This is a genomic window from uncultured Sphingomonas sp. (assembly GCF_964021865.1).
In the GTDB taxonomy this organism is placed as follows: Bacteria; Pseudomonadota; Alphaproteobacteria; order Sphingomonadales; family Sphingomonadaceae; genus Sphingomonas.
In genome coordinates, this window is record NZ_CAXIAM010000001.1 from 1 (window position 1) to 25261 (window position 25261).

General features: G+C 70.6%; 27 protein-coding genes, 1 tRNA gene and 1 pseudogene. 23 read left to right on the forward strand and 6 right to left on the reverse strand.

The genetic code is table 11. The annotated features are described in order from the left end of the window. From AADI75_RS00005 to AADI75_RS00085, 17 genes and pseudogenes are all read left to right on the forward strand, one after another. The coding region (locus AADI75_RS00005; RefSeq protein ID WP_341207012.1) for a phage portal protein at positions 1–484 on the forward strand (484 nt) is incomplete at its 5' end. Then, on the forward strand, positions 481–810 hold the full coding sequence (locus AADI75_RS00010; protein ID WP_341207013.1) for a DUF6127 family protein: 330 nt from the start codon (positions 481–483) through the stop codon (positions 808–810). The genes AADI75_RS00005 and AADI75_RS00010, both read left to right, overlap by 4 nt. Further along, positions 807–1175 (forward strand): HK97 family phage prohead protease, encoded by a 369-nt coding sequence (locus AADI75_RS00015; protein ID WP_341207014.1) that lies wholly within the window; start codon positions 807–809, stop codon positions 1173–1175. Before AADI75_RS00010 ends, AADI75_RS00015 begins: the two co-directional genes overlap by 4 nt. A gap of 56 nt (positions 1176–1231) precedes the next feature. Next, entirely contained in the window at positions 1232–2236 is a 1005-nt protein-coding gene (locus tag AADI75_RS00020) for a phage major capsid protein (protein ID WP_341207015.1), read from the forward strand. 280 nt (positions 2237–2516) lie between these two features. Next, positions 2517–3029, forward strand: coding sequence for a hypothetical protein (locus tag AADI75_RS00025; RefSeq protein ID WP_341207016.1), 513 nt, complete (start codon positions 2517–2519; stop codon positions 3027–3029). An 8-nt stretch (positions 3030–3037) separates the two neighbouring features. Continuing rightward, positions 3038–3190 (forward strand): hypothetical protein, encoded by a 153-nt coding sequence (locus tag AADI75_RS00030; protein WP_341207017.1) that lies wholly within the window; start codon positions 3038–3040, stop codon positions 3188–3190. Then, positions 3178–3555 carry a DUF3168 domain-containing protein gene (locus AADI75_RS00035; RefSeq protein WP_341207018.1) on the forward strand — a complete coding sequence of 126 codons (378 nt, stop codon included), beginning with the start codon at positions 3178–3180 and terminating at the stop codon, positions 3553–3555. The genes AADI75_RS00030 and AADI75_RS00035 overlap by 13 nt, the downstream gene beginning before the upstream one ends. A gap of 1 nt (position 3556) precedes the next feature. After that, positions 3557–3964 carry a phage tail protein gene (locus AADI75_RS00040; RefSeq protein ID WP_341207019.1) on the forward strand — a complete coding sequence of 136 codons (408 nt, stop codon included), beginning with the start codon at positions 3557–3559 and terminating at the stop codon, positions 3962–3964. Then, a complete protein-coding gene (locus AADI75_RS00045; protein ID WP_341207020.1) occupies positions 3961–4263 on the forward strand; it encodes a GTA-gp10 family protein in 303 nt (100 codons plus the stop codon). The genes AADI75_RS00040 and AADI75_RS00045 overlap by 4 nt, the downstream gene beginning before the upstream one ends. After that, complete coding sequence (locus AADI75_RS00050) at positions 4260–4478, forward strand: phage tail assembly chaperone (protein ID WP_341207021.1); 219 nt, start codon at positions 4260–4262, stop codon at positions 4476–4478. Before AADI75_RS00045 ends, AADI75_RS00050 begins: the two co-directional genes overlap by 4 nt. Beyond that, a complete protein-coding gene (locus AADI75_RS00055) occupies positions 4471–5025 on the forward strand; it encodes a tail tape measure protein (protein ID WP_341207022.1) in 555 nt (184 codons plus the stop codon). The genes AADI75_RS00050 and AADI75_RS00055 overlap by 8 nt, the downstream gene beginning before the upstream one ends. Further along, positions 5025–7271 (forward strand): DUF2460 domain-containing protein, encoded by a 2247-nt coding sequence (locus AADI75_RS00060; protein ID WP_341207023.1) that lies wholly within the window; start codon positions 5025–5027, stop codon positions 7269–7271. The genes AADI75_RS00055 and AADI75_RS00060 overlap by 1 nt, the downstream gene beginning before the upstream one ends. After that, a pseudogene (locus AADI75_RS00065) lies at positions 7268–8070 on the forward strand (DUF2163 domain-containing protein). Before AADI75_RS00060 ends, AADI75_RS00065 begins: the two are co-directional and overlap by 4 nt. Beyond that, positions 8067–8480, forward strand: coding sequence for a peptidoglycan endopeptidase (locus AADI75_RS00070; RefSeq protein ID WP_341207024.1), 414 nt, complete (start codon positions 8067–8069; stop codon positions 8478–8480). The pseudogene AADI75_RS00065 and the gene AADI75_RS00070 overlap by 4 nt, the downstream one beginning before the upstream one ends. 1 nt (position 8481) lies before the next feature. Beyond that, entirely contained in the window at positions 8482–10629 is a 2148-nt protein-coding gene (locus AADI75_RS00075; RefSeq protein ID WP_341207025.1) for a phage tail protein, read from the forward strand. Positions 10630–10631: 2 nt separating this feature from the next. Continuing rightward, positions 10632–11135, forward strand: a complete 504-nt coding sequence (locus AADI75_RS00080) for a DUF2793 domain-containing protein (RefSeq protein ID WP_341207026.1) — start codon at positions 10632–10634, stop codon at positions 11133–11135. 131 nt (positions 11136–11266) lie between these two features. Further along, positions 11267–12391: an OmpA family protein gene (locus AADI75_RS00085; RefSeq protein ID WP_341207027.1), complete on the forward strand. Its 1125-nt coding sequence runs from the start codon at positions 11267–11269 to the stop codon at positions 12389–12391. A 247-nt stretch (positions 12392–12638) separates the two neighbouring features. On the opposite strand, the gene AADI75_RS00090 is transcribed toward AADI75_RS00085, so the two are convergent. After that, positions 12639–13376 (reverse strand): folate-binding protein, encoded by a 738-nt coding sequence (locus AADI75_RS00090; protein WP_341207028.1) that lies wholly within the window; start codon positions 13374–13376, stop codon positions 12639–12641. 54 nt (positions 13377–13430) lie between these two features. Between AADI75_RS00090 and AADI75_RS00095 the strand changes: the two genes are divergently transcribed. Continuing rightward, positions 13431–14765: a dihydroorotase gene (locus AADI75_RS00095; RefSeq protein ID WP_341207029.1), complete on the forward strand. Its 1335-nt coding sequence runs from the start codon at positions 13431–13433 to the stop codon at positions 14763–14765. A gap of 22 nt (positions 14766–14787) precedes the next feature. Here AADI75_RS00095 and AADI75_RS00100 read toward each other — a convergent pair whose 3' ends face one another. Further along, positions 14788–15552, reverse strand: a complete 765-nt coding sequence (locus AADI75_RS00100) for a DUF1134 domain-containing protein (protein WP_341207030.1) — start codon at positions 15550–15552, stop codon at positions 14788–14790. 158 nt (positions 15553–15710) lie between these two features. Here AADI75_RS00100 and AADI75_RS00105 point away from each other — a divergent pair. Together AADI75_RS00105 and AADI75_RS00110 are read left to right on the forward strand one after the other, a co-directional pair. Further along, positions 15711–15800, forward strand: a tRNA-Ser gene (locus AADI75_RS00105). Between the two features lie 157 nt (positions 15801–15957). Beyond that, positions 15958–16944 carry a glycosyltransferase gene (locus AADI75_RS00110; RefSeq protein ID WP_341207031.1) on the forward strand — a complete coding sequence of 329 codons (987 nt, stop codon included), beginning with the start codon at positions 15958–15960 and terminating at the stop codon, positions 16942–16944. 15 nt (positions 16945–16959) lie between these two features. Here the strand turns inward: AADI75_RS00110 and AADI75_RS00115 are convergent, their stop codons facing one another. Further along, on the reverse strand, positions 16960–18621 hold the full coding sequence (locus AADI75_RS00115) for a hypothetical protein (protein WP_341207032.1): 1662 nt from the start codon (positions 18619–18621) through the stop codon (positions 16960–16962). 206 nt (positions 18622–18827) lie between these two features. On the opposite strand from AADI75_RS00115, the gene AADI75_RS00120 reads away from it, so the two are divergent. From AADI75_RS00120 to AADI75_RS00130, 3 genes are read left to right on the forward strand one after another with little or no spacing between them, the layout of a single operon-like run. After that, positions 18828–19565, forward strand: a complete 738-nt coding sequence (locus tag AADI75_RS00120) for a DUF1080 domain-containing protein (protein ID WP_341207033.1) — start codon at positions 18828–18830, stop codon at positions 19563–19565. Beyond that, positions 19562–21268 (forward strand): GMC family oxidoreductase, encoded by a 1707-nt coding sequence (locus AADI75_RS00125; RefSeq protein ID WP_341207034.1) that lies wholly within the window; start codon positions 19562–19564, stop codon positions 21266–21268. Before AADI75_RS00120 ends, AADI75_RS00125 begins: the two co-directional genes overlap by 4 nt. Further along, positions 21265–21972, forward strand: coding sequence for a gluconate 2-dehydrogenase subunit 3 family protein (locus AADI75_RS00130; RefSeq protein ID WP_341207035.1), 708 nt, complete (start codon positions 21265–21267; stop codon positions 21970–21972). Before AADI75_RS00125 ends, AADI75_RS00130 begins: the two co-directional genes overlap by 4 nt. A gap of 112 nt (positions 21973–22084) precedes the next feature. On the opposite strand, the gene AADI75_RS00135 is transcribed toward AADI75_RS00130, so the two are convergent. The 3 genes from AADI75_RS00135 to AADI75_RS00145 form a co-directional block, all read right to left on the reverse strand. Then, the gene (locus AADI75_RS00135; protein ID WP_341207036.1) at positions 22085–22984 is read right to left on the reverse strand and encodes an intradiol ring-cleavage dioxygenase; all 900 of its coding nucleotides are present in this window, start codon (positions 22982–22984) and stop codon (positions 22085–22087) included. A gap of 136 nt (positions 22985–23120) precedes the next feature. Next, entirely contained in the window at positions 23121–24458 is a 1338-nt protein-coding gene (locus AADI75_RS00140) for an ATP-binding protein (RefSeq protein WP_341207037.1), read from the reverse strand. Then, positions 24442–25212, reverse strand: a complete 771-nt coding sequence (locus AADI75_RS00145) for a response regulator transcription factor (protein WP_341207038.1) — start codon at positions 25210–25212, stop codon at positions 24442–24444. Before AADI75_RS00145 ends, AADI75_RS00140 begins: the two co-directional genes overlap by 17 nt. Positions 25213–25261 lie beyond the last annotated feature (49 nt).

A 25261-nucleotide genomic window follows, 5' to 3' on the forward strand; every position in this document is an offset into this window, starting at 1 on the left:
CGGCGACGGATCGGTGCTGAGCCCCGAGCAGTTCCGGCGGCTGCGCGACGAGATGGAGCAGGGTTTCGCGGGCGCGGCCAATGCCGGGCGGCCGATGCTGCTGGAAGGCGGGCTGAAGTGGCAGGCGATGAGCCTGACGCCCGCCGACATGGACTTTGCGGGCACCAAGGCGGCGGCGGCGCGCGAGATCGCGCTGGCGTTCGGGGTGCCGCCGATGCTGCTCGGGCTGCCCGGCGACAGCACGCATGCCAATTACAAGGAAGCGAACCGCGCCCTGTGGCGGCTGACGGTGCTGCCGCTGGCAGGCGCGATCCTGTCGGCGGTGCGCGAGGGGTTGGCGGCGGACTTTCCCGACGCGCGGTTGCAGGTCGATCTCGATCGCGTGCCGGCGCTGGTCGAGGATCGTGCGCAATTGTGGCGGATGGTCGCGGAGGCCGACTTCCTCTCGGCCGACGAGAAGCGGCAGATGGTGGATTGGTCGTGAGCGCCGCCGGGGGAAACGTGCTGGCGCAATTGCTGGCGCAGGGGTGCGACGAGGGCGCGGCGATCGCGACCTTGCGCGGGATCGTCGAGGAGGCGGGCGAGCTGGGCGCGGTGCGCGCGCTGAAGCGGCTCGGGCTGGCCGATGACGGTGCGGCGGGGGACGTCGCCGAACTGCGTGAGCTGTTGCGCGCGTGGCGCGATGCGAAGCGCTCGGCGTGGCGCGCGCTGGCGGCGTGGGTGATGCGGGTGGTGTTCGCGCTGCTGCTCGCGGGGATCGCGGTGCGGCTGGGGCTGGACGGCCTGCTGAAGCCGGGGGCGATCAAGTGAGGATCGCGGGCTATGCGGCGGTGTTCGATACGGTCGACCGGGCGGGGGACGTCATCCGGCGCGGAGCGTTCGCGGACGCGGGGCCGGTACCGCTGCTGATGCAGCATCGCGGCGCGCCGGTCGGCACGGTGCTGACGATCGGCGAGGATGCGCGGGGCTTGCGCGTCGAGGCGCAGGTTGCGGACGACGAGGTCGCGCGGTTGGTGCGCGCGCGGGCGTTGCCGGGGCTGTCGGTCGGGTATCGCGCGCGGGTGGTGCAGCAGGGCGCGTGGCGCGCGATCCTGCGCGCCGATCTGGTCGAGGTGAGCCTGGTGGCGGTGCCGATGCAGCCCGCCGCGCGCGTCGAGCCAATCCTCGACGCCTGATTTTACCGGGCCTGATTTTACCGGGGTCTCGGGACCCCTTTTTCGTGGAGAAGAGCATGAGCGATACGGTGGTGGCACGCCCGGTGCTGGATGGCGCACGCGTGGGCGGCGGCGCGGCGTTCGACGGCTTCGTGCGGTCGGGGATCGTGGTCGAGCAGAAGGCGTTCACCGGCACGACCGGCGACCAGGGCGGCTATGCGATCCCCAGGGAGATCGACGCGCAGATCGATGCGGTGCTGAAGAACGCCAGCCCGATCCGCAGCATCGCGAACGTCGTGCAGGTCGGTACGGCGGGATATCGCAAGCTGGTGACGACCGGCGGGACGCCGTCGGGCTGGGCGGCGGAAACCGACGTGCGGCCGGTGACGGCGACGCCGACGTTCGTCGAGATCGCGCCGCCGATGGGCGAGCTGTACGCTAATCCCTCGGCGAGCCAGGCGATGCTCGACGATGCGCTGTTCGACGTCGAGGCGTGGCTTGCGGGCGAGATCGCGGCGGAGTTCGCCAAGGCCGAGGGCGCGGCGTTCGTCGGCGGGAATGGCGTCAACCGCCCGCGCGGCTTCCTGCAGGCGCCGACCGCGGCCACCGGGGACGCGACGCGCCCGTTCGGGACGCTGCAATATCTGCCGACCGGCACCGCCGGCGACTTCGGCGCGAACGGGGCGGAGCGGCTGATCGATCTAGTGCAGGCGCTGCGCGCGCCGTACCGGCAGGGCGCGACCTTCGTGATGAACGCGGCGACCGCGGCGCGCATCCGCAAGTTCAAGACCAGCGACGGGCAGTTCCTGTGGCAGCCCGGCATGGCGGCGGGGCAGCCGGCCAGCCTGCTCGGCTATCCGGTGGTCGAGGCCGAGGACATGCCCGACATCGCGGCGGGCGCGCATGCGGTGGCGTTCGGCAATTTCAAGTTCGGCTATCTGATCGCCGAGCGCAGCGAGACCAATGTGTTGCGCGATCCGTACAGCAACAAGCCGTTCGTGACCTTCTACGCGACCAAGCGCGTCGGCGGGTGCGTGTCGAACAGCGAGGCGATCAAGCTGCTGCGGTTCGCCGCAAGCTGAGCCTGCGATTGCACAGGCAATCGCAGGACTCGGCAAGGCCGGGCAGCGGAGGGCGGCGCACGCCGTCCTCCGTCTGACGGTGTTGCCGCGTTGGTGGGCGGGACGGTCGCGGCGGTAACGTGTGCGGCTCTGGATCGCGTCGCTTCGCTCGCGATGACGGGCGGGTGTCGTCTGCGCGCCGTGATGGCGGTGTGCGCGGAGAGATGGACCCCGGCCTTCGCCGGGGTGACGGAAGGGGTGGGGACACGGTCCCCCTCCGTCCGGCTGACGGAGGTTTCATATGACATGGGTGGCAGGGGCGCCCGGCGTGGTGACGCTGGGGGCGGGGGATCGTGCGCTGGCGCTGGCGGCGGTGCGCACGGCATTGCGCGCGGCGACGATCGACGACGATGCGCTGGCGCTGGCGTTCGTCGAGGCGGCGCTGGGGCTGGCGGAGCAATTCACCGGACGCGTGCTGATCGCGCGCGAGCTGGTGGTCGATCTGGCCGCGGCAGCGGGGTGGCAGGCACTGCCCGCCGCGCCGGTCAGCGCGATCGTCGCCAATGGCGCGGCGATCGACATCGATGCGCAGGGCGTCGGCTGGGTGAAGGGCGATGGCGCGCTGCGCGTCACCTTCACCGCCGGGCTGGCGAGCGGCTGGGCAGGGCTGCCCGCGCCGTTGCGGCAGGGCGTGGCGATGCTGGCGGCGCATCTGTTCAGCGACCGCGCGGGGAGCACGCCGGTGCCGGCGGCGGTGAGCGCGCTGTGGCGGCCGTTCCGCAGCGTCGCGCTCGCGCAGCCGGTGCACGCATGAAGCGCGCGGTGGCGCGGGTCCGCGCGCGGGTGGTGGCGCGGTTGCGCGACGTGCTGCCCGAAGCCGAGATCGCGGAGCGCGACGACGGCGTCGAGGTCGGCGCGCGCGGGCTGAAGCGGCGCTGGGTGGAGGATCCGTCGCTGGCGTGGTGGCGGCAGTGATGCGCGCGGCGGTGCTGGCGCGGCTGCGCGCGCAGGTGGCGGTGACGCGGGTGTTCGAGAGCGCGGCGGAGAAGGGCACGGTGCCGTTCCTGACGCTGCGCGAATGGAGCGAGAGCGACTGGGGGACGAAGGACCGCGCCGGACGCGAGCTGCGGATCGGCGTGGCGGTGCGCGACGCGGGCGAGAGCGGCGCGCGCGCGGTGGCGCTGGCGGCGGATGCGCAGGCGGTGCTGCTGGCGCTGCCCGGCGTCGCGGGGTGGCGCGTGGTGACGGCGGTGCCGGTGCGCAACGTGCTGGTGAGCGAGAGCGCGGGGCGCTGGTCGGCGCTGGTCGACGTGCGGGTGCGGATCATGGCGGAGGATTGAGATGGCGGCGGAGAAGGGCAGTGCGTTCCTGCTGAAGGTCGGCGATGGCGCGACCCCGGTGACGTACCGGACGGTGGCGGGGCTGCGCACGACGCAGCTGAGCGTCAACGGCGAGGGGGTGGCGATCACCAGCAAGGATTCGGGCGGGTGGCGCGAATTGCTGTCGGGCGCCGGCGTGCGATCGGTGAGCGTGGCGGCGGCGGGCGTGTTCACCGGATCGGCGGCGGAGGTGCGCGTCAAGGCGAGCGCGCTGGCGGGCACGCTCGACGATTACCGGCTGACGTTCGAGAGCGGCGAGACGATGACCGGGCGGTTCCTGGTCACGCGGCTCGACTATGCCGGGGATTACAACGGCGAGCGCAGCTACACGCTGGCGCTGGAAAGCTCCGGCCCGGTGGTGAGCGCATGAACCCGATACGCGGAGAAGCCGCCGTGCGGGTGGCGGGCGAAATGCTGGTGCTGCGCCCCACCTTCGCGGCGCTGGTGGCGGCGGAGCAGGAACTGGGGCCGCTGTTCGCACTGGTTGAGCGGGCGGCGGGGGGGTTGCTGCGGCTCGACGAGCTGGTCGGCCTGTTCTGGCATTGCCGGCACGAGGCACCGCCGGCGTTGACGCGCGAGGCGCTGGGCGAGGCGGTGGTGGCGGCGGGAGTCAGTGCGGCGACACCGGCGCTGAAGGTGCTGCTGACGCAGATCCTCGCGGGGCGATGACGACCTTCGCCGAGGCGGGAGTCAGTCGTTTCGCCGAAGCGGCGGGGCGGCTGGCCGGGCTGACGGGCGCGGTGTTCGGGTGGCGGCCGGACGATTTCTGGCGCGCGACGCCCGCGGAACTGGCGGCGCTGGTGCGCGCGTGCGCGCCCGAGGCGGCGACGCCCCCGGATGCCGCGACGATCGCGGCGATGCAGGAGGCTTTTCCCGATGGATGAGGAGATCGAGCGGCTGGTGATCGGCGTGCGCGCCGACACCGGCGGGTTCGCGCGCGACGTGGCGGCGATGCGCGCGACGCTGGAGGGCGGATTGGGCAGCGGTGCGCAGCGCGCGGGGCGGGCGGTCGAGACCGCGCTGGCGCGTGCGGTGCGGACCGGCAAATTGGGGTTCGACGATCTGAAGTCCGTGGCGCTGCACGCGCTGGGCGAGATCGCGACGGCGGCGCTGAAGAGGGGGATCACCAGCGTGCTCGGCAGTGGCGGCGGGGGGCTGGCGGGCGTGCTGACCGGGTTGCTGGGGTTGCCGGGTCGGGCGACCGGCGGGCCGGTGAGCCCGGGGCGTGCCTATCTGGTCGGGGAGCGCGGGCCGGAGGTGTTCGTGCCGACGACCAGCGGGCAGGTGGCGGTGCCCGGCAGTGGCGGCGCGCGCGACGTGCGGGTGGCGATCACGATCAACGCCGGTGGCACCGCCGCGCCCGAGGCGATGGCGCGATCGAGCCGGCAGGTGGCGCGCGCGGTGCGTGCGGCGCTGATGGAGGCGGAGTGATGGGGCATTGGTTGACCACGGCGCGCACCGCGCAGGCAATGGGCGTGATGACGCGCTTCGATCCCGTGTACTGGTCGGTTGATTTTCCGCGGCCGATGATGGCGGCGATTACGACGATCGCGGCCGATGCGCTGCGCGTCGATGCGGTGTTCTACAACCGCGACGATCTGGCCGGGCTGATCTGGGAGAGCGCCGACCGCCACGACCATCCGCTGCTGCGCTACGACACGGCGCGCGACTATCGCGCGTGCCGGTTGTCGTTTCGGTGGCGGTCGGCGGGGGTGCTGGCGCTGGACGCGGTCAACGGCCCGGTGCTGACGATCGAGGGGCGCGACGCGGCGGGGCAGGCGCGGGCGTGGTACGTGCGGCTGTGGAATTATGCGACCGGGACGCCGCAGGATGCGCGCGTGTCGATCGACTTCGCCGCGGTCGATGGCGGCTTCCTGCTGCCGGGCGAGCGCGATCCGGTGTGGGCGGGCGATATCGACCGGATGTTCGTGTCGCTGGTGGCGCCCGGCTACGCTGCGACCGGCGGGGCGCTGGCGGAACCGGTGGAGGCGTGGGTCGAGCTGAGCGAGATCGCGTGCGCCGGGGCGGGGGCGGTGATCGCCATCGGCGACGTGGTGCTGCCCGACCATGATCTGCGGATCGCGAACGGATATGACGACAGCTATCACCTGACCCCGGCGCGATTGCTGCGCAATATGCTGCAGCTCGGCTATCGCGGCGGGATCGTCCATTACGTCGGCATGAGCCACTATTTCCGGCTGCGCGGCGGACTGGTGGAGGGCGCGCTGAACGTCGCGTGCGCGGCGTGGCACCGGGACTTTGCGGCGCGGGCGAAGACGCTCGGTTATGACGTCGTCTGGTCGTTGTCCTACGAATTGTTCGATGCGCATTGCCCGCCGGCGTGGAAGCAGCGCGCGGCGGATGGATCGCCGGCACTGACCGGGTGGGTGCCGCCCTCGACCTTGCTGTCGCCGAGCCATGCGGCGGCGATGGCGTATCTGCGTGGGATCGCACTGGCGTTTCTGGGGATCGGGGCGGCGGCAGGGCTGGCGCCGCACTTCCAGATCGGCGAGCCGTGGTGGTGGGTGATGCCGGATGGGCGGCCATGCCTGTACGACGACAGTGCGAAGGCGGCGTTCGCGCCGGTGGCGATCGCGAGCGTGCGCGATGCTCTGAGCGAGGCGCAACGCGCGACGCTGGATCGTGCGGGGGCGGCGCTGGCGGCGTCGACCAGGGCGCTGGCGGCAGCGGTGAAGGCGGCGGCGCCGGGGTGCACGACCTATCTGCTCGCGTACCTGCCGACCGTGCTTGATGCCACCGCGCCGGAGGTGGTGCGGATGAACCTGCCCCTCGGCTGGGCGGCCCCGGCGTTCGATGTGCTCCAGCTCGAGGATTACGACTGGGTCACCGCCGGCGACACCGCGGCGAGCGCGCGCGGCGCGGCGGTGGCGACGGCGCGGCTCGGCTACCCGGCGGCGGCGCAGGACTATCTTTCCGGTTTCGTGCTGCGCGGCGCGGATCGCGGGCAATGGCCGGCGATCGTGACGGCGGCGGGCGCGGCGCAGGCGCGCGGGGTGACGCGCGTCTATCTCTGGGCGCTGCCGCAGGTGCTGCGCGACGGGCTGGTCTATTGGCAGGAGGAGGGCGCGGTGGAGGCGTTCGACGATGTGATGTTCCCGCTGGCGCTGGGGCGCGAGGCGGAGGTGACGCCGACCTTTTCGACCGGCGTGACGACCAGCGCGGGCGGGCGCGAGACGCGCAGCGCCGGCTGGGCGGAGGCGCGCACGCGCTACGACGTCGGGCCGGGGGTGCGCAGCGAGGCGGATGTCGCGATGCTGCTGGCGTTCTTCCGCGCGCGGATGGGCGCGGCGCGCGGGTTCCGGCTGCGCGATCCGTTCGACTGGCGGGCGACCGGCGAGACGATCGGCACGGGCGACGGCGTGACCCGTCGGTTCGTGCTGCTGCGGCGATATGGCGCGGCGACGCGGCGCATCACGCGGCCGGTGGCCGGAAGCGTGCGCGTCTTTGTCGACGGTGTGGCGACGGCCGGCTTCACCGTGTCGGCGGGTGGTGTGGTGACGCTCGATGCCGCGCCGGCGCAGGGGGCCGTGGTGGCGGCGTCTTTCGACTTCGACGTGCCGGTGCGCTTCGCCGAGGATCATCTGAGCGTGACCCGCGCGACCTATCTGGCCGGGGCCGCGCCCTCCGTACCGCTGATCGAGGTGCGCGAGGCATGAGCGATCAGCTGGTGACACAGGCCTTGTGCTGGCGGGTCGAGCGGCGCGACGGGGTGATGCTGGCGCTGACCGACCATGATCGCGATCTGGCGGTGGACGGCGTGACCTATCGCGCCGCGCCGGGGATGGTGCCGTCGGCGATCGTGCGCGGCGAGGGGCTGAACGCCGACACGATGGAGGTGAGCGGCGCGCTGGGCACGGGCGCGTTCCGGCGCGACGACCTGCTCGCCGGGCGCTGGGACGGCGCGCGGGTGGTGATCTGCGCGGTCGACTGGAGCGATCCGGGGCGCGGAGCGATCCCGCTGGGTGAAGGCCGGATCGGCGAGGTCGAGCTGGACGAGCATGGCTTCACCGCCGAGCTGCGCGGTGCGCAGGCGCGACTCGAGCGGCCGGCGAGCGAGACGACGTCGCCGACGTGTCGCGCCACGCTGGGCGATGCGCGGTGCCGGGTGGCGATGGCGCCGCGCCGCCGCTTCGCGCGGGTGATGGCGGGCGCGGGGGCCGAGGTGACGCTGGATGCGGGCGAGCCGGTCGCCGATGCGTATGGCGAGGGGGTGCTGCGCTGGTTCGGCGGCGCGAATGCGGGGCTGGCCAGCGCGATCGAGCGGTCGGCTGGGGCGGTGCTGACGCTGCGTCAAGCGCCGGCGTTCGCGGTCGCGCCCGGTGTGCTGGTCAGGTGACGGAGGGGTGCGACCGGCGGCTGGCGACGTGCGCGGCGCGCTTCGGGAATGTCGCGAACTTCCGTGGCGAACCGCATCTGCCCGGGATCGACCTGTTGACGCGGTATCCGGGCGAATGACGGGGCCGGAGCGGGTGGGCGGCGAGCGGGTGCTCGCCGCCGCACAGGCGTTGGTCGGAGTGCGGTTCCGCATGCAGGGGCGCGATCCGGCGCTGGGGCTGGATTGCGTCGGGCTGGTCGGCGTCGCGTTGCGGCGGGCCGGTGCCGACGTCACGGTGCCGCGCGATTACGCTGTGTCACGGGGGCGTGTTTCACCGGGGTCGGTGCCGCCGGGCCTGATCGTGTGCGACGGTGCGGCGGCGGGCGATGTGCTGTTGTGCCGGGTTGGCGCGACCCAGCTGCATCTGGCGGTGCGCGCGTACGACGGGATCATCCACGCCGATGCGCTGGCGCGGCGCGTCGTTGCACGGCCGGGCGCGGTGCCGTGGCCGATCGAGGGAGCGTGGCGCTGGACGCCGCAAGGAGGGTGAGATGGCGACATTGGTGCTGACCGCGGTCGGCAGCGCGGTCGGCGGGCCGGTGGGCGGCGCGCTGGGCGCGGCGCTGGGGAATGCGGTCGATCGCCGCGTGCTGGGGCCGGTGCTGACGCGGACGCGGGCGGGGGGGCGGCTGACCGACCTGAAGGTGCAGACGTCCTCCTATGGCACGCCGATCGCGAAGGTCTTTGGGACGACGCGCGTCGCGGGGTGCGTGATCTGGGCCACCGACCTGATCGAGACCCGCAGCGTCACGCGGGGCGGCAAGGGGCGACCGGGAGTCGAGGGCTATCGCTACGCCGCGTCGTTCGCGGTGGCGCTGTCGGCGCGGCCGATCGTCGGGATCGGGCGCATCTGGGCCGAGGGCAAGCTGTTGCGCGGGGCGGCGGGCGACTGGAAGTCGCCGGTGACGATGCGGCTGTATCGCGGCGACGAGGCGCAGACGCCCGATCCGCTGATCGCCGCGCTGGAGGATCAGGCCCCGGCCTATCGGGGAACCGCCTATGCGGTGTTCGAGAACCTGCCGCTGGAGCCGTTCGGCAACCGCATTCCCTCGCTGAGCTTCGAGGTGATCGGCGACGCTGCCACGCCGACGATCGGTGCGGTCGCGGGGGCGCTGGGCGTGGGCGCGATTGTGGGGGCGGGGCCGCAGGCGGCGCTGCCCGGCTATGCGACCGGGGGGGAGAGCGTTGCGGGTGCGCTGGAGATGCTGGCGACGATCGCGGGCGGCTGGTTCGTGCCCGCCGGGGGCGCACTGCGCTTTGCGGATACAACCGACGCGCCCCTAACAGTGGCGGCGGATGCGGCGATGAGCGAGCGACGGCAACCGATCGAGACGGTGCCGCAGCGGGTGCGTGTCTCCTGCTACGATCCCGCGCGCGATTACCAGATCGGGGTGCAGCAGGCGGGGCGGCCCGGGGGCGGCTGGCGCGAGGATGCGCAGGAGCTGTCCGCCGCCCTGGAGGCGGTGCAGGCGCGGGGTCTGGCGCAGGCATTGATGAAGCGCGCCGAGCGGGCGCGCGTGACCCGGCGGGTGACGCTGGACGCGACCGCGACCGGCATTGCGCCGGGCGACGCGCTGCGCTTTCCCGGTGAGCGCGCGACATGGCGGGTGACGCGCGCCGAGGTGAGCGCGCGGGGGGTGGTGTTGTCGCTGACACCGCAGGATAGCGGATCGGAGACGGGAGCAGGGACGGCGCCGGCCGATGCAGGGCGCGTGCTGGCGGCGCCGGATCGCCCGGTGGCGGCGACGATGCTGGTCGCCGCCGAACTGCCATCGCTCGACGACGGACGCGGCGAGACGCTGCGGCTGGCGGTGCTGGCGAACGGCGACGCGTCGGGGTGGCGCGGGGCGGCCTTGCTGACCAGCGACGATGATGGCGCGTCCTGGGAGGAGGCGGGCGGCACGGCTGCGCCCGCGATCGTCGGGCAATTGGCGGCGGCGGTGGCTGCGGGGACGGAGTGGTTGACCGACCGCCATGCGACGATCGACGTGGTGCTGGCGCATGATGCGCTGACCTTGTTGTCGATCGACGACGCCACGCTCGATCGCGGTGGCAACCTCGCGTTGCTGGGTGAGGAGCTGATCCAGTTTCGCGATGCCGAGCAGATCGGGCCGCGCCGCTGGCGATTGTCGACGCTGTTGCGCGCCCGGCGCGGGTGCGTGGCGCAGGCGCATGCGGCGGGGACGGCGTTCGCGCTGATCGAGCGCGGGTGCGTGGCGACGATCGCGCTGCCGCGCGCGCAGGTCGGCGACACGATCCGACTGCTTGCCAGCGGGATCGGCGATGCCGAGCCGATGGCGATGTCGATCGCGGTGACCGGCGCGTCGATCGCGCCGCCGTCGCCGGTGCGGCTGCGCGCGGTTCGGCGCGGCGGCGGCGAGGTGGACGTGAGCTGGGTACGCCGCAGCCGGTTGGGATGGCGGTGGGGCGATGATGGGGATGCGCCGCTCGGCGAGGAACGCGAGCGTTACCGCGTGACGATCGGCGACGGCGCGGGCGCGCGGGTGATCGAGAGCGATGCGGCGAGCGTCACGGTGCCCGCGACGATGGTGCCGGCCGGCGCCGCGCGGGTGACGGTGCGACAGCTCGGCACGCTGGCGGCTTCGGCCGCGGCCGGCGGTTTGATCGAGGGAGAGTGACGATGAGCGACGAGGATAGCGCGCGGCTCGGCCTGCCGCTGCTGGCGCCGGGGCAGGCGCAGAAGGAGATGTGGCATAACGAGGCGTTGGCGCTCCTCGATATCGCGGTGCAGGCCGGCGTCGAAGAGATCGACCGCAACACGCCGCCGGCTGCACCGCAGCCGGGGCAATGCTGGATCGTCGGCGCCGCCCCGACCGGCGTCTGGAGCGGGCACGCGGGGGCGATCGCGGGATGGACGTCCGGCGGATGGCGGTTCGTCGCGCCGCGCCCCGGTCTGGCCGTCCGGCATCTGCCGAGTGGGCAGATGGCGATCCGTGAGGCGAACGGGTGGAGAACCGGGGAGCTGCGCGCGACGCGAATGTTGATCGACGGCGTGCAGGTGGTGGGCGCGCAGGGTGCGGCGATCACCGTGCCGACCGGCGGCGCGACGATCGACGCCGAACTTCGTGCCTGCGTCGAAACGATCTTGATTATGCTTAGAAAGCATGGGCTTATCGCGGCATAACACCGTCTGTGGCGTCAATTTACGTGTGGCAATTGCGCCACAGTGGGCGGTATTTGTCAGCTTGTTCGGAAACCATCCTTCCGATAGTGAGTTTGCGCTGTCCGTAGTGACACCAAGGAAAGGGGATTATGATGCGTAAGCTTGCCATGATCATGGCGCTTGCCTCCACCGCCCTCGCCACGCCCGCGCTCGCGCGCGACAAGGCGTGGTATGTAGGCGTTGAAGGCGGTGCGATGATCGTCGAGGACATCGACTGGAGCGTCGTTGGTACCGCGACGAGCCGCAGCGGCACCGCCACTGTCGATCACGACTATGGTTGGGACGTCGACGGCGTCGTCGGTTACGATTTCGGCGCGTTCCGCCTCGAAACCGAAGCCGGCTATCGTCGCGCGACCGTCGACAGCCTCCGCACGACCGCGGGCGTTCCGACCAGCGGCACCACCCAGGCGAACCCGGGCACCTATGATGGCGTCGGCGGCCGTACCACGGCCTTGAGCTTCATGGTCAACGGTTTGCTCGACTTCGGTGAAGACGATGGCCTGCAGGGCTTCGTCGGCGGCGGTGCGGGTGTTGCCCGCGTCCAGGCCCGCATGTCGGCGCCGAACGCCTATCGCTTCCTCGACGATTCGGACACCGTCTTCGCCTGGCAGGCGCTGGCCGGTATCCGCGCGCCGCTGAGCGAGAATGTCGACGTTTCGCTGAAGTATCGCTTCTTCAACGCCGACAACGTCAACCTGTTTGACGCACGCGGCAGCTCGTACGACGGTCGTTTCCGTTCGCACAGCCTGCTGGGTGGCGTGACGTACAACTTCGGCGCACCGGAAGAAGCGGCTCCGCCGCCTCCGCCGCCCCCGCCGCCGCCGCCTCCGCCCCCGCCGCCGCCGCCTCCGCCGCCGGAAGTGGTCTGCTCGCCGGGTCCGTTCATCGTGTTCTTCGAGTGGAACAAGTCGGACGTCACCCCGGAAGCAGCGTCGATCCTCGACAACGCGGTTACCCAGTACCAGAGCTGCAACAACGCGCAGGTCATGCTGGCTGGTTACACCGACACCTCGGGTTCGGCGAAGTACAACGTGGGCCTTTCGCAGCGTCGTGCAGACGGCGTGAAGGCGTACCTCGCGTCGAAGGGTATCCCGGACGGCGTGATGACGACCGAAGCGTTCGGCGAGACCAAGCTGCGCGTCGAGACCGCCGATGGCGTCCGCGAAGTGCAGAACCGTCGCGTCGAGATCACCTACGGCCCGGGTTCGGGTCAGTAAGGTCGGTCACTTCGGTGACCGAAAAAAGGGAGGTCGGCGCGAGCCGGCCTCCTTTTTTGTTTGGGGCGGTGGATGCTTGGCTCTTGCCGCTATCCGGTCCTGACCGGCGGCGGGCCGCTTTAATCGGTGCCGTTAAAGCGAACCTCCGGAGAGAGGGGCGCTGTCATTGCGAGCATAGCGAAGCAATCCGGGGTGTCGTGAGCCGGCCCTGGATTGCTTCGCTACGCTCGCAATGACGTCAGGTGCGTTAGTTCTGATCTCGCTCGTCGGTGTCGGTGGCATCCGGCAGCCAATCCGGCACGTGCGCGTCGCCGAGCGTGTCGACCCGGCGTAACGTCACCATCAGGCCCAGCGGCGGATAGGTCGAGCGCTTGCGCGTGTCGCTCTCGTCGAGCGGTGCGACCAACAGGCGGCGGCGGACCTTATCGCGGTGGTGCATCCGCGCGGTATTTTCCTGACCGACGTAGCAGCCCTTGGTGAAGCTGACGCCGCGCAACTCGCGCGCATTCGCCTCCAGCCACAGCGTCTCGCCCGCGCCTAGATCGGCGACGCCCTCCGGCACGCCCAGCGACAGGCGGTGTTCGTGCCAGCCCGTCGCGGCAGGCGCCGGTGGCGCGATCCAGCGCGCGCCGAGCGCCTCCAGTCGTGGGTCGGGGGTGCGGTCCGGCGCGACGGGGGCCCAGTGCACCGCCAGCGCGTCCTCGGGCGCGATCGTGATCGCACGGCGCAGGCGGTACATCGTCAGCCGGCGCGCGATCGCCTCGCGCTGCTCACGCTCGACGTCGAGCAGTACGTCGTCGCCGTCGCTCCACACGATCATGTCGAACAGCGCCTTGCCCTGCGGGGTTAGCAGCCCCGCCCACACCGGCAGCGCCCCGGCCACGTCATTGGTCAGCAATCCCTGAAGGAAGCCGCGCACATCCTCGCCGGACAGCCGCAACAGCGCGCGATCGGCCAGCATCGTCGCCGGGGTGGTATCGTCCATGACGCCAAGGTAGGAAGAGCGGCGACCCCGCGAAAGAGCCGGAAAGGGCTGACGATGGCGACCTACGATCTCCTGTTGACCGGTGGCACGGTGCACACGCCGGGCGGCCCCGTGGCCGCCGACGTCGGCGTGCGCGACGGGCGGATCGTCGCGATCGGCGCGCGCGGCGATGCGGGGCGGACGATCGACTGCACCGGGCTCGACATCCTGCCGGGCGTTATCGACACGCAGGTCCATTTCCGCGAGCCGGGGCTGGTCCACAAGGAAGACCTCGCCACCGGCAGCGAGGCCGCGGTGATGGGCGGCGTGGTGGCGGTGTTCGAGATGCCGAACACCAAGCCCAACACCGACTCGGCCGAGGCGATCGAGGACAAGCTGACCCGCGCCAGGGGGCGGATGTGGTGCGATCACGCCTTCTACGTCGGCGCGACCAACCACAATGCGCGCGATCTGGCGGAACTGGAACGGCTGCCGGGCACCGCGGGGGTGAAGATCTTCATGGGCGCGTCGACCGGTGACCTGCTGGTCAGCGAGGATGCGCGGCTCGCCGAGGTGCTGGCGAGCGGGCATCGCCGCGTCGCGATCCACGCTGAGGACGAGGACCGGATGAATGCGCGCGCGGGCGAGCGCATCGAGGGTGATCCGTCGTCGCACCCGGTATGGCGCGACGACGAGAGCGCGTTGCTGGCGACGACGCGTATCCTGCGGCTGGCGCGCGCGGCGCGGCGGCGGATCCACGTCCTGCACGTCACCACGCCGGCCGAGCTGGAATTGCTCGGGCAGAACAAGGATATCGCGACCTGCGAGGTCACGCCGCAGCATCTGACGCTGGCGGGCGAGGAAGCCTATCCGCGGATCGGCACGCTGGCGCAGATGAACCCGCCGATCCGCTCGGGCGCGCATCGCGACGGGCTGTGGTATTGGCTCAACCAGGGCGTGCCCGACGTGATCGGTTCCGACCACGCCCCGCACACGCTGGAGGAAAAGGCCAAGCCTTATCCGGCGAGCCCGAGCGGGATGCCGGGGGTGCAGACGCTGCTGCCGTTGCTGCTCGATCACGTCGCGCACGGGCGGCTGTCGCTCCAGCGCGTGATCGAGCTGACCAGCGCGGGGGCGCAGCGGATCTTCGGGCTGACCGGCAAGGGGCGCATCGCGGCGGGTTACGACGCCGACTTCACGATCGTCGACCTCAAGAAGCGCTGGACGATCGAGGAGCGCTGGCTGCGCTCGCGCGCGGGCTGGTCGCCGTTTACCGGCATGGAGCTGACCGGCAAGCCGATCGGAACGATCGTGCGCGGCCGGGTGGCGATGTGGGACGATCAGCTCGGCGACGCGCCGCAGGGGGCGCCGATGCGGTTCGAGACGACCGGCTTCCCCGGCGGGCGCTGACGCCCCGCCGGTCAGGCGCGCGTCAGAAGGGGAGCCATTTCGAGGTTTCGGTGAACTTCATATAGCCGACGTTCACCCCGGCGCGCCAGCCGACGCCCAGCCGGACCGGGATCAACACGACATTGCCCTTGCGCAGATAGGTCGCGGCGAACCCGCCGACGAAATACAGCCGCCCCTCGGCGCCGGGGAAGCGCGTGAACAATTCGTGCGAATCGTAGAGGTTGTAGACCAGCACGAACACCTTGTTGGCGTCGCCGCCGACGTCGAAGCCGACCGACGGTCCGGTCCAGTAGACCGGCCGCTGTCCCTCGACCTTGTGCGTCATGATGCCGGAGCCGTAGCGGACGCCGACGATGAACGCGCCCGATGCCTCGCGGCCCGCGATATAGGCGTTGGGCTCGCCCTGGTCCTTCAGGATGTTCTCGATGATCTGCGCGAAGCCCTCCGCGCCCTTGCCGAACACGCCCTCGCCGGCGGCGATCAGGTCGTCACGCTTGTAGGTCGAGGCGGCGGTGGTGGTCGCGTCGGCGCGCACCTCCGATCCGGTGGTGGGTGGAGTCTGTGGCGCGGGTGTCGGCTCCTGCGGCGGTGTCGCGGGGAGCGGCCGGGCGGGAGCGGGGGCGGTCGGCGTGCGCACGCTGCGCGGCGGCGGGGCGGTGGTGACGTCGCCGTCGATCGCGGCGTTCGGGTCGATCGTCCGCACCTGCGCCGCGGCGCCGAGCGGCGCGCCGACGAGCGCGGCGATCAGCATCGCCGCCCTGATGCTGCGTTGTGCGATCCGCTTCATGCCTGCCCCCTCGACCATCGCGTCGTTATAGGCCGAGCGCTGCTGTCGCGGCAATGAACGGCGCGACGACCGGAGTCGAAGGCGCGATGTGCGGAAATGTTGCGCACCCGGTTGATCGCGGCGATCCCCCTCGCTATAGCCGCGCCCTACGCCGGCCCGGAGACGTGGGTGAGTGGCTGAAACCAACGCTTTGCTAAAGCGTCGTACGGGAAACCGTACCGAGGGTTCGAATCCCTCCGTCTCCGCCATATATATGCCGCACAACGCGACATCGTCCATCTCCCGATCGCGGTGCGAAGCGCACGCAGGATCGCGCCTGATCGTTCGCGGCTGATCGTCTGAGCAAACGCAAATCACCGGTCGGGCGCCTAGGCACGATCATAATTCTCGCTATACGATCGACGGGTGCCGGAGCATCGCCTAGCCATCGTCGTCATCGGCAGAAACGAGGGCCCGCGCCTTGCGGCGTGTCTTGCTTCGGTGCCGGCGGGCGTCACCGTGGTCTATGCCGATTCCGCATCGACCGACGACAGCATCGCGGTGGCGGGCGCACATGGCGCCGCGGTGGTCGCGTTGCACACCGACACGCCGCTGACCGCCGCCCGTGGGCGCAATGCCGGAGCGTACAAGGCGCTCGAACGAATACCGGATCTCGAGTTCATCCAGTTCGTCGACGGCGATTGCACGATCATGCCGGAATGGCTGCCGGCGGCGCTCGATTTTCTCGCGACCCATCCCGAGGTGGCGGTCGTATGCGGGCGTCGGTTCGAGCGTCATCCCGAGCGCTCGCTCTACAATGCGATGTGCGATCGGGAGTGGAACACGCCGGTGGGAAAGGCGGACGCCAGTGGCGGCGACGCGCTGGTCCGCGTGCAGGCATTCGTCGAAGTCGGCGGGTTCGCCGATGACCAGGTCGCGCACGAAGAGCCCGAGATGTGCGGCCGGTTGCGCGCCGCCGGCTGGGAAATCTGGCGGCTGGACGTCCCGATGACCGCGCATGACGCCAATATCACGCGACTGGGGCAATTCTATCGCCGCAGCCGTCGTGCCGGGTTAGGCATCAGCCAGTGCCTGGACCGGGGTGGGGCCGGGCGCGATCCGCAGGGGACGGCGATCGTGCGGCGCGCGCTGATCTGGGGTGTCGGACTGCCGTTGGCGATCGTGGCATCGTTGGCGGTCGATGCGCGGTTGGCGGCAGTCGTGGCGGCTGCCTATCCGGCGCAACTGCTGCGCCAGGCCGCGAGGAACAGGCGGCAGGGCTGGAGCGCGGGGCAAGCCGTGCGCGTCGCCGCGCTCGGCATCGTGTCCAAGTTCGCCGAAGCGCATGGCGTACTGGAATATTGGGCGGCCCGGCTTAGCAACCGACGCCACCGGCCGGTCACCTACAAGTAAAGCGCCACGGCGGGGTCACGACAGTGCCCATTGCTTGCGGGCGCCGTCGATCAGCGTCATGTCGCCGACCTGCGAGATCGTGTGCAGGCCATAGCGATAGCCGCCGTCCGCCCGCGGCTCGACACGCGCCACGACGCGCTCCTCGAACTCGGTCTCGCTCAGCGTCAGCACTTCGTTGATCGATACGGCGCTGCCGTAATGGGTCGAGCAATCCTGTGCCGGGCGATACAATCGGCCGTCGATCACGAACGGCGTGCCGGCCGGACGCGCGCTTCTCACGTCGGTCTTCACCGGATTGAGCGGATGCGCCTGCCACGGCCCGGCGAGGCTGTCGGCATGAAAGACGAACAGATCGGTGTTGTGGGTGGCCGTGTCCTTGGTCGCGAACGCCCAAATCTTGCCATCCCAAGCGACGAAGCTCGTATCGATCAACGGCGCGTCGGGCAGCATCGTCGCCTTGGCGGTCACCTCACCGTCCGGGCCGGTCGCGTAATGCGAGACGTCGCGGGCTGCTGCATGTTCCGGGACGAACCCGGCGACGCCCTCCAGCGCCAGCGTGAACGGGTAAGAGAGATGCGTCTCTGTCTCCAGCACCGTCCAGGTGTCACCGAACCGACCGTCAGCGTAGGTGGCGGTGGCGATCTCACCGCGGTTCTTTCGCCAGTCTAGTCGCTCGAAGAACAGGCGGATGGTGTCGCCGGGGCCGGTCTGCTGGCCGAACGGGTCGGCGTAGAATTCGCCGCGTGGCGGTTTCATCCACTGCACGCTGCGCAGCGCCTGCGCCTGCCGCTCCGCCCCTGCCAAGCCCGCCACGTCCGCGATCGGTGCGGCGATCACGCCGCAGGTCCAATCCTGTCGGAAGAAGCGATAGGTCACTTGCGTCGCGACGAACGCGCAGAGCGTCTTCCAGAGAAACCGCAGCATCGCCGTGTTGTTCGGCTGACGATAGATCTTGCCCTTGCCGTGACTGGCCGGCGCGGTGGGAAGACGCCCGGTGGCGAGAACGGCCGCGCAGGTCGTCCTTACCCACGACGCGCTGCCGAGATAGAGCGTGTCGCGCGTCTTGACGTAGGAGGAGCGGTTGGTCTGGAACATGCCCTGCCACAGGATCCTGCCGCCATCCAGTTCGTCGCTGAGCACCTGCAGGATGCTTCCGGCGACCGGCGATCCCTCCGCCAGCTCCCAGAAGCCGGGCGGCTGGCCGCGATACCGTGCCGGATCGCCATGATGAAAGGACCATACGCCATAGGTCGGCAGCTTCAGGATATCGCCGCGCACGATGCCGTAGCTGAACCGGAGCACGAAATCGGGCGCCAGCGCGCGGACGAAATCGAGCGTTGTATCGCTCAAGGCTTCGCCGAACTTGCCCTGCTTGACCGGGGTGTCGCGACATTGCGGGACGTCGGCGAACACGTCCGATAGATCGATGCGCTCAATCGCGCGGCTTCGGCGGCGTATGTAGAAGCGATCGAAGACGCGCCAGATCGCCAGATGACGCGCCTGCCACCGCCGGGCCCATCGACGGCTGTTGTCCGGCGGCGAGTCAGCCTCGCGGATCACCACCCCGACGGGCACGGCAACGCCCGCATCGACGGCCTCGGTGATGCTGCGTGCCTGCCATTGTTCGAAGTCGAGACCGTCGCACAGGACGACGAAACGAAGAGGTGCCGGCTGCATGCCCGGTTCATGGTCTGAAACGATCGCATAGTCGATGTCGAAATTGGCGCGGTGGCCGAGGGCGCCGGGCGAAGGAATGCAGGTTGCGCGCGGCGGTTGACGGGCATCAGCGCAAACGTCCGACCTTGCTTGTAAACAGGGGCGAAGCCGTTAAGCCCTTGGGGCAAAGGCGGCCTTGGGCGCGCGGGGATGGTGGGAGAGTGAAGATGCGTTTGGCATTTGGCATCGCGGCGGCGCTGGTGATGACGGCGCCCTGCGCTGCGCTGGCGAAGGACAACAGCCTGACCGCCGCGGAGCGCGCGCAGGGCTGGAAGTTGTTGTTCAACGGGCGTGACCTGTCGGGCTGGGGCGCCTTCGGTGGTGGTCCCGCGCCCTCGACGTGGACGGTGCGCGACGGGACGCTGCTGCTGACCAAGGCGGACGGGAAGATGAGCGGGACCGACCTCGTCACCACCGATCCCTATGGCGCGTTCGAGCTGACGCTGGACTGGAAGGTGGAGAAGGGCGGCAATAGCGGCGTGCTGTACCTGGCGCGTGCCGTCGAGGGTGCGCCGCTGCTGTACCAGACCGGATTGGAGATGCAGGTGCTTGACGATGCCGGACATCCCGATGGCAAGATCCCGACCCACCGCGCCGGATCGCTGTACGACATGACGGTGCCGCCGGCCGGCGTCGCCAAGCCGGCGGGCAGCTGGAACCATGCGCGGCTGCTCGTCCAGAATGGTCGGATCCGCCAATGGCTTAACGGCACGCCGACCGCCGACGTCTCGTATGGCGACGACGCATGGCGGCAGCGGGTGGCGGCCTCGAAGTTTGCGAAGATGCCGCACTTCGGTACCTTCGACAGCGGGGTGATCGGGTTGCAGGACCACGGCGAGCCGGTGGCGTTCCGCAACATCAAGCTGCGGCGCATCGGTGCGTCGGCAAAGGGAGGTGGACGGTGACGGCAGCCGCGGCGAACGGTGCCGAAAGCCCCGTCGATGTTGTCATCGTCGGCTCCGGCGCGGCCGGCGGGATGGCGGCCTATACGCTGACCAAGGCGGGCGTGCGCTGCCTGATCCTCGAGGCCGGGCGCGATTACGACCCGCAGGCCGAGGTCAACATGTTCGCGCCCGAGAGCGACGCGCCGCTGCGCGGGACGGGCACCGCCGACAAGCCGTTCGGCTATTTCGATGCGACCGTCGACGGCGGATGGCAGGTCGAGGGCGAGCCCTATACGATGACCGAGGGCAGCGACTTTCGCTGGTGGCGCCCGCGGATGCTGGGCGGGCGCACCAACCATTGGGGGCGGCACGTGCCCCGGTTCGGCGCCTATGACTTCAAGCCCTTCTCGCGCGACGGGCTCGGGGTCGACTGGCCGATCGGCTATGACGATGTCGCGCCCTTCTACGACCGCGTCGAGCGGATGATCGGGGTCAACGGCGGACCGATCGGGCTGGAGAACCACCCTGACTCACCCGCCGGCTGCCTGATGCCGCCGCCGAAGCCGCGCGTGCCGGAAATGCTTATCACCGCTGCGGCCGAGAGCCTGGGCATCCCGGTGCGCGCGGCGCATACCGCGGTGCTGACGCGCGACATGCCAGATAAGGTTGCGCCGCGCAGCGCGTGCTTCAACGCCACGCCGTGCACGCGCGGCTGCACGATCGGCGCGATGTTCCAGACCACCACCTCGCTGCTGCCGATGGCCAAGGCGACCGGCAAGTTGCGCGTCGTCACCGATGCGATGGTGTCGCGCGTGGTGATGGGCGCGCGGGGCCGGGCCGGGGGGGTCGAATATGTCGACCGCAAGACCGGGCAGCGGCATCAGGTAACGGCGCGCGCGGTGGTGCTGGCGGCGGGCACCGGCGAGACGACGCGGCTGTTGCTCAACTCGGGTGAAGCGGGCCGCGGGCTCGCCAATTCGTCGGGCCAGTTGGGGCGCAACCTGACCGACTCGACCGGCGCGTCGTTCCGCGCCTTCATCCCCGGCCTCGCCGGGCGCCCGCGCTACAACGAGGACGGGATCGGCGGGCAGCATATCTACATCCCGTTCTGGCTGTACGAGCAGCAGAAGCGCGGCGAGCTGGATTTCGCGCGCGGCTATCATTTCGAGATCGGCGGGCGGTTCGGCATCCCCGCCGAGGCGGCGCTGCCGCGCGTCTGGGGCAAGGAGCTGAAAGAGGCGGTGCGCAACGCATCGGGCGCGACGATCAACCTGACGTTGCGCGGCGAGATGATCCCCAACAAGGACACGTTCTGCGAGATCGATCCGAGTGTGAAGGACAGGTTCGGCATTCCGGTGCTGCGCTTCGCGTTCCGCTGGTCCAGACACGAGGTCAATCAGGTCGCGCATGGCCGCCGCGCCGCGCATTCGGTGTTCAAGCGGCTGAACGGCACGATCCTCGACCCCGACCTGCCGCCTGAGCAGATCATGACCGCGGGCGGCGAGATCATCCACGAACTCGGCACCGCGCGGATGGGGGCCGATCCGACATCCTCGGTGGTCGACAGCTACGGCCAGACCTGGGACGTCGACAATGTCGTGCTGATGGATGGTGCGACCTTCGCCTCCGGGCCGCACAAGAACCCGACGCTGACGATCCTCGCGCTGGCGCTGCGCGCGTCGGAGCGGCTCGCCACGCGTCTGTCGTCAGGAGCGCTGGCATGACGTTCACCCGACGCACGACGCTGCAATGGTTCGCCACCGCGACCGCGCTGTCGCTCGCCAATCGTGGCATCGCCGCTGCCGCCGTGCCACAGGCGACCGGCGCGGCGCCGCCGTTCAAGGTGGTCGCCTGGCCGGCGAGCATCGCGCCGATGCCGGTGGCCAAAGGCTATGGCCGCGATCCCGACCTGACCGCGCCCAAGGTGCCGTGGCCGCTGACGCTGACCAAGCCGCAGCGCGCGACGATCGATATGCTGGGCGACATGATCCTGCCCACCGATGGCGCTTCGCCGGGGGCGGGAACGCTTGGGGTGGGCGCGTTCATCGACGAATGGGTCAGCGCCCCCTACGCCCAGCAGCAGGAGGATCGCGCGAAGATCCTGGCCGGGCTGACGTGGCTCGATGCACAGAGCCGGGTGCTGCATGGCGGTGCGTTCACCGCGGGGACGGCGGCGCAGCGCACGACGTTGCTCGACGCGCTGACGGTCGAGACGCCAAGCGCGGCGATGGCGCAGCCGGTGGCGTTCATGGACCGGGTGCGCAACCTGTTCGTGCTCGGCTTCTACAGCCTGCCCGAGGGCAAGGCCGACATGGGGTATATCGGCGACCAGCCGACCGAGGGGCCGTATCCGGGACCGACCCCGGAGGCGCAGGCGCATTTTACGGCGTTGCTGGCGTCGTTGAAGTTGGAGGCAGTCAAGGTTTGACGCCGACGTGCCCCTTCACGTCGGTGGTGGGGCTGTGTCTTACCAAGCCTTGCACCCGCGGACAGGCCCCACCCCAACCCCTCCCCCGCAGGGGGAGGGGCTTGTCACAACATTACCGCGCAACGCCGATCACCACGGTCGCGGTGAAGCCGGTCGACGGGCTGCCGGTGATCGTCGGCGTCATCTGCGCGAGTTGCGCGGTGGTGTTGTCGCCGAAGACGTTGTCGCTCGACAAGGCCACCCGCGCGAAGTTCGACTGGCTCGACGGGTAGGTCGTCGTGTCCGCGTAAGCGGTGGTGCAGCTGCCGGCCGGCATCGCGAACTGGCTGGTCAGGATCGCGTAGCGGCCGCCCAGCGCCGTCGAGAGCGTCGAGAATACCTCGAAATGCATGTGCGGCCAGCGCCCGTCGTAGCAACCGGGGAAGATCGTGGTGAAGGTGACCTGCCCGTTGGCATCGGTGACCTGAACGCCGCGCAGATAGCTTTCGCCCGGCGCGCTGTAGAGCGAGTAATTGCCGCTGCGGTCGCAATGCCACAGATACACCGCATAGCCGGCGAGCGGCGCGCAGGTGGCATTCACGTTCACGACGGTGATCGTGAAGGTCATTGCGATCCCGGTCGCGACGGTGGTGGTCGTCAGGAAGCTGGCGCGGATGTCCGAGCGGACGATGCCGGTGCTGGTCAGCACGTTGCTGGTGGAACCCGACGCGGTGTTGGTGCCGTCGGCGGGATAGGGGCCGCCGGTTTCCTGCGGATCGGCGATGCAGGTGCCGGTCGCGGTGGTGCTGGTTGGCGTGGGGGTGGGTGTCGGGGTCGGCGTGGGCGTCGGCGTCGCGGTGGTCGACGTCGTGGTGTCGGTGCCGGTGGCATCGCTGCCGCCGCAGCCGGTGAGGAACGCGACCGTGCCCGCCCCCGCGAACCATTTGAGCGCACGGCGGCGCGCCATCAGCGCGTCGATCCGCTGCAGGTCTTCGGCCAGGCTGTGGCCGTGCGAATGGTCGTGATCGGTCATGGTCGAGTGGCTCCCGCTTTGCTGCAGAGCCGTGTGGCGGCGTTTGCTCACGTCGATATGTCGGGGCGTCGCAACCTTGTTGCAGGGTGTTGCAAAGCGGCAGGGTTTTGGCGGACGTCGCGGTTTTACCGGGGAGTTACGCCGACAGCGGCAACACCACGCGCGCCTGTGCGCCCGTTTCGCCGTTGCCGAGCGTGACCGCCCCGCCGTGCGCGGTGGCGATCGTGCGGACGATCGCGAGGCCGAGCCCGGTGCCGCCGGTCATGCGGTTGCGCGACGGATCGCCGCGCACGAATGGCTGGAACAAGCGCTCGGCCAGCGTCGGATCGATCCCCGGCCCGACATCGTCGATCGTGATCGTCACGCGCCCGTCGTCGACCGTCCAGCCGACCGTCGCACGCTCACCGTAGCGCATCGCATTCTCGACCAGATTGGCGAACAGCCGGCGCAGCGCGCTGCTGTCGCCGCGCACGATTGCGCGCGGGCCGCCGACGGATTCGACCGGCGCGCCTATATCCTTCAGGTCGTAGACGAGGCTGTCGATCAGGCTGGCGAGATCAAGCCGCGCCATCATCGTCGCGGCGGCATCATCGCGCGCGAAGACGAGGGTCGCGCCGATCATCGCGCGCATTTCCTCGATGTCGGCGGCCGCCTTGGCGCGTGCCGCCTCGGGCAGCGCCTCGACGCGGAAGGCGAGGCGGGCGAGTGGGGTGCCGAGATCGTGCGCGATCCCGGCGAGCATCGCGGTGCGCGCCTCGGCATGGCTCGCCAGCCGGGCATGCATCGTCGAGACCGCGCGCGCCAGATCGCGGATTTCGCGCGAGCCGCCGGGCAGCTCGGGCAGCGGCGCGCCGGTGCCGGCGCGATCGGCGGCGCCGGCAAGCTGGCGCAGCGGACGGGTGATCGCGCGCGCCAGCCACCAGCCGGGGATCGACAGCAGCAGGATCGCCGCGAGCAGCGCCAGGAGCGTGCGGACGTGCCAGCGGGTCAGCCACGGCGGTTGCTGGCTGCGGACCACCCACCAGCCGCCGTCCTGCCGCCAGCCGAACGTCCAGTCGCCGGAGAACGCCTCGCCCTCGCTACGGCCGGGTTGGGTGAAGGCGCGCACCTCCGCGACGGGTGTGCGCAAGGTGGCGGCGAGCCGGGCCGCGGCCTCGGGGTTGGGGCGTTCGTCCGGGCGGGGGCCGGGCGGCGTGGCGAGCCGCTGACGGCGGAGCGGGACGGGGCCGTGGCGGAAGGCGCCCCGCGGCATGCCACGATCACCCGCGCCCGGCGGCATCCCGCCGAAGCCGAACGGCGGTCGCTCGCCCCTCAGCGCGCGCGCGATCCCGGTCAGGCTGCGCGGCGGTTCGAACGGCGGCGGGCCCGAGAAGGTGACCGTGAACGAGATGACCGCGGTGACCAGCACCGACACCACCACCAGCACGAAGATCGGCCGCGCGAGCGGCCGGCTGCGGTCAGCGCTGCGCGACATCGGCCGCGAACATATAGCCTTCGTTGCGGACGGTGCGGATCAGCTCGTCGCCACCGCGCCCGTCGCTGCGCGCCAGCTTGCGGCGCAGCCGGCTGACCTGCACGTCGATCGCGCGATCGAAATGCTCGGCGGTGGGGCCGCGCGCGTGGTCGAGCAGGAAATCGCGCGTCAGCACGCGGCGCGGATGGTCGACGAAGGTCATCAGCAGCCGGAACTCGCCGTCCGACAGGTTGATGACCACCTCGTCGGGATCGAGCAACTGCCGCCCGATCGGGTCGAGCCGCCAGCCCTGGAAATGCTGCCACGGGCGCACCATCGCCGACTGGCGGACGGTGGCGTCGGATGTGGCGGCCGCCGCCCGGCGGAGCACCGAGCGGATGCGCGCGAGCAATTCGCGCGGGTTGGCGGGCTTGGCGATATAATCATCGGCGCCCATCTCCAGCCCGACGATTCGGTCGACCTCCTCGCCGATCACAGACATGATGATGACGGCGGGCGGCCCCGAACGGTCGAGCCCGCGGAGCAGCGTCAGCCCGTCCTCGCCGGGCATCATGACGTCCAGGACGACCAGCGCGTAATCGTGCGTCGCCATCGCGCGGCGCATCTCCGCACCGTCCTGTGCGACGTCGACGGTATAGCCGTGGCGGACGAGGAAATCGGCGGTCAGCTCGCGGATGTCGGGATCGTCGTCGACGATCAGCAATCGCGCGGCGCGGTCCATCAGGTCACCGGCATCGAGGCAGGACTGGAGCATGACGCGGCCATCGCTTGCCGACGTATCGCGCGCGTTTCACGGTTGCAAC

Coding starts and splice junctions, on each gene's coding strand:
- AADI75_RS00020 (WP_341207015.1), top strand. CDS start 1,232: ATGAGCGATACGGTGGTGGCACGCCCGGTGCTGGATGGCGCACGCGTG.
- AADI75_RS00025 (WP_341207016.1), top strand. CDS start 2,517: ATGACATGGGTGGCAGGGGCGCCCGGCGTGGTGACGCTGGGGGCGGGG.
- AADI75_RS00040 (WP_341207019.1), top strand. CDS start 3,557: ATGGCGGCGGAGAAGGGCAGTGCGTTCCTGCTGAAGGTCGGCGATGGC.
- AADI75_RS00045 (WP_341207020.1), top strand. CDS start 3,961: ATGAACCCGATACGCGGAGAAGCCGCCGTGCGGGTGGCGGGCGAAATG.
- AADI75_RS00050 (WP_341207021.1), top strand. CDS start 4,260: ATGACGACCTTCGCCGAGGCGGGAGTCAGTCGTTTCGCCGAAGCGGCG.
- AADI75_RS00055 (WP_341207022.1), top strand. CDS start 4,471: ATGGATGAGGAGATCGAGCGGCTGGTGATCGGCGTGCGCGCCGACACC.
- AADI75_RS00060 (WP_341207023.1), top strand. CDS start 5,025: ATGGGGCATTGGTTGACCACGGCGCGCACCGCGCAGGCAATGGGCGTG.
- AADI75_RS00070 (WP_341207024.1), top strand. CDS start 8,067: ATGACGGGGCCGGAGCGGGTGGGCGGCGAGCGGGTGCTCGCCGCCGCA.
- AADI75_RS00075 (WP_341207025.1), top strand. CDS start 8,482: ATGGCGACATTGGTGCTGACCGCGGTCGGCAGCGCGGTCGGCGGGCCG.
- AADI75_RS00080 (WP_341207026.1), top strand. CDS start 10,632: ATGAGCGACGAGGATAGCGCGCGGCTCGGCCTGCCGCTGCTGGCGCCG.
- AADI75_RS00085 (WP_341207027.1), top strand. CDS start 11,267: ATGCGTAAGCTTGCCATGATCATGGCGCTTGCCTCCACCGCCCTCGCC.
- AADI75_RS00090 (WP_341207028.1), bottom strand. CDS start 13,376: ATGGACGATACCACCCCGGCGACGATGCTGGCCGATCGCGCGCTGTTG.
- AADI75_RS00095 (WP_341207029.1), top strand. CDS start 13,431: ATGGCGACCTACGATCTCCTGTTGACCGGTGGCACGGTGCACACGCCG.
- AADI75_RS00100 (WP_341207030.1), bottom strand. CDS start 15,552: ATGAAGCGGATCGCACAACGCAGCATCAGGGCGGCGATGCTGATCGCC.
- AADI75_RS00115 (WP_341207032.1), bottom strand. CDS start 18,621: ATGCAGCCGGCACCTCTTCGTTTCGTCGTCCTGTGCGACGGTCTCGAC.
- AADI75_RS00120 (WP_341207033.1), top strand. CDS start 18,828: ATGCGTTTGGCATTTGGCATCGCGGCGGCGCTGGTGATGACGGCGCCC.
- AADI75_RS00130 (WP_341207035.1), top strand. CDS start 21,265: ATGACGTTCACCCGACGCACGACGCTGCAATGGTTCGCCACCGCGACC.
- AADI75_RS00135 (WP_341207036.1), bottom strand. CDS start 22,984: ATGACCGATCACGACCATTCGCACGGCCACAGCCTGGCCGAAGACCTG.
- AADI75_RS00140 (WP_341207037.1), bottom strand. CDS start 24,458: ATGTCGCGCAGCGCTGACCGCAGCCGGCCGCTCGCGCGGCCGATCTTC.
- AADI75_RS00145 (WP_341207038.1), bottom strand. CDS start 25,212: ATGCTCCAGTCCTGCCTCGATGCCGGTGACCTGATGGACCGCGCCGCG.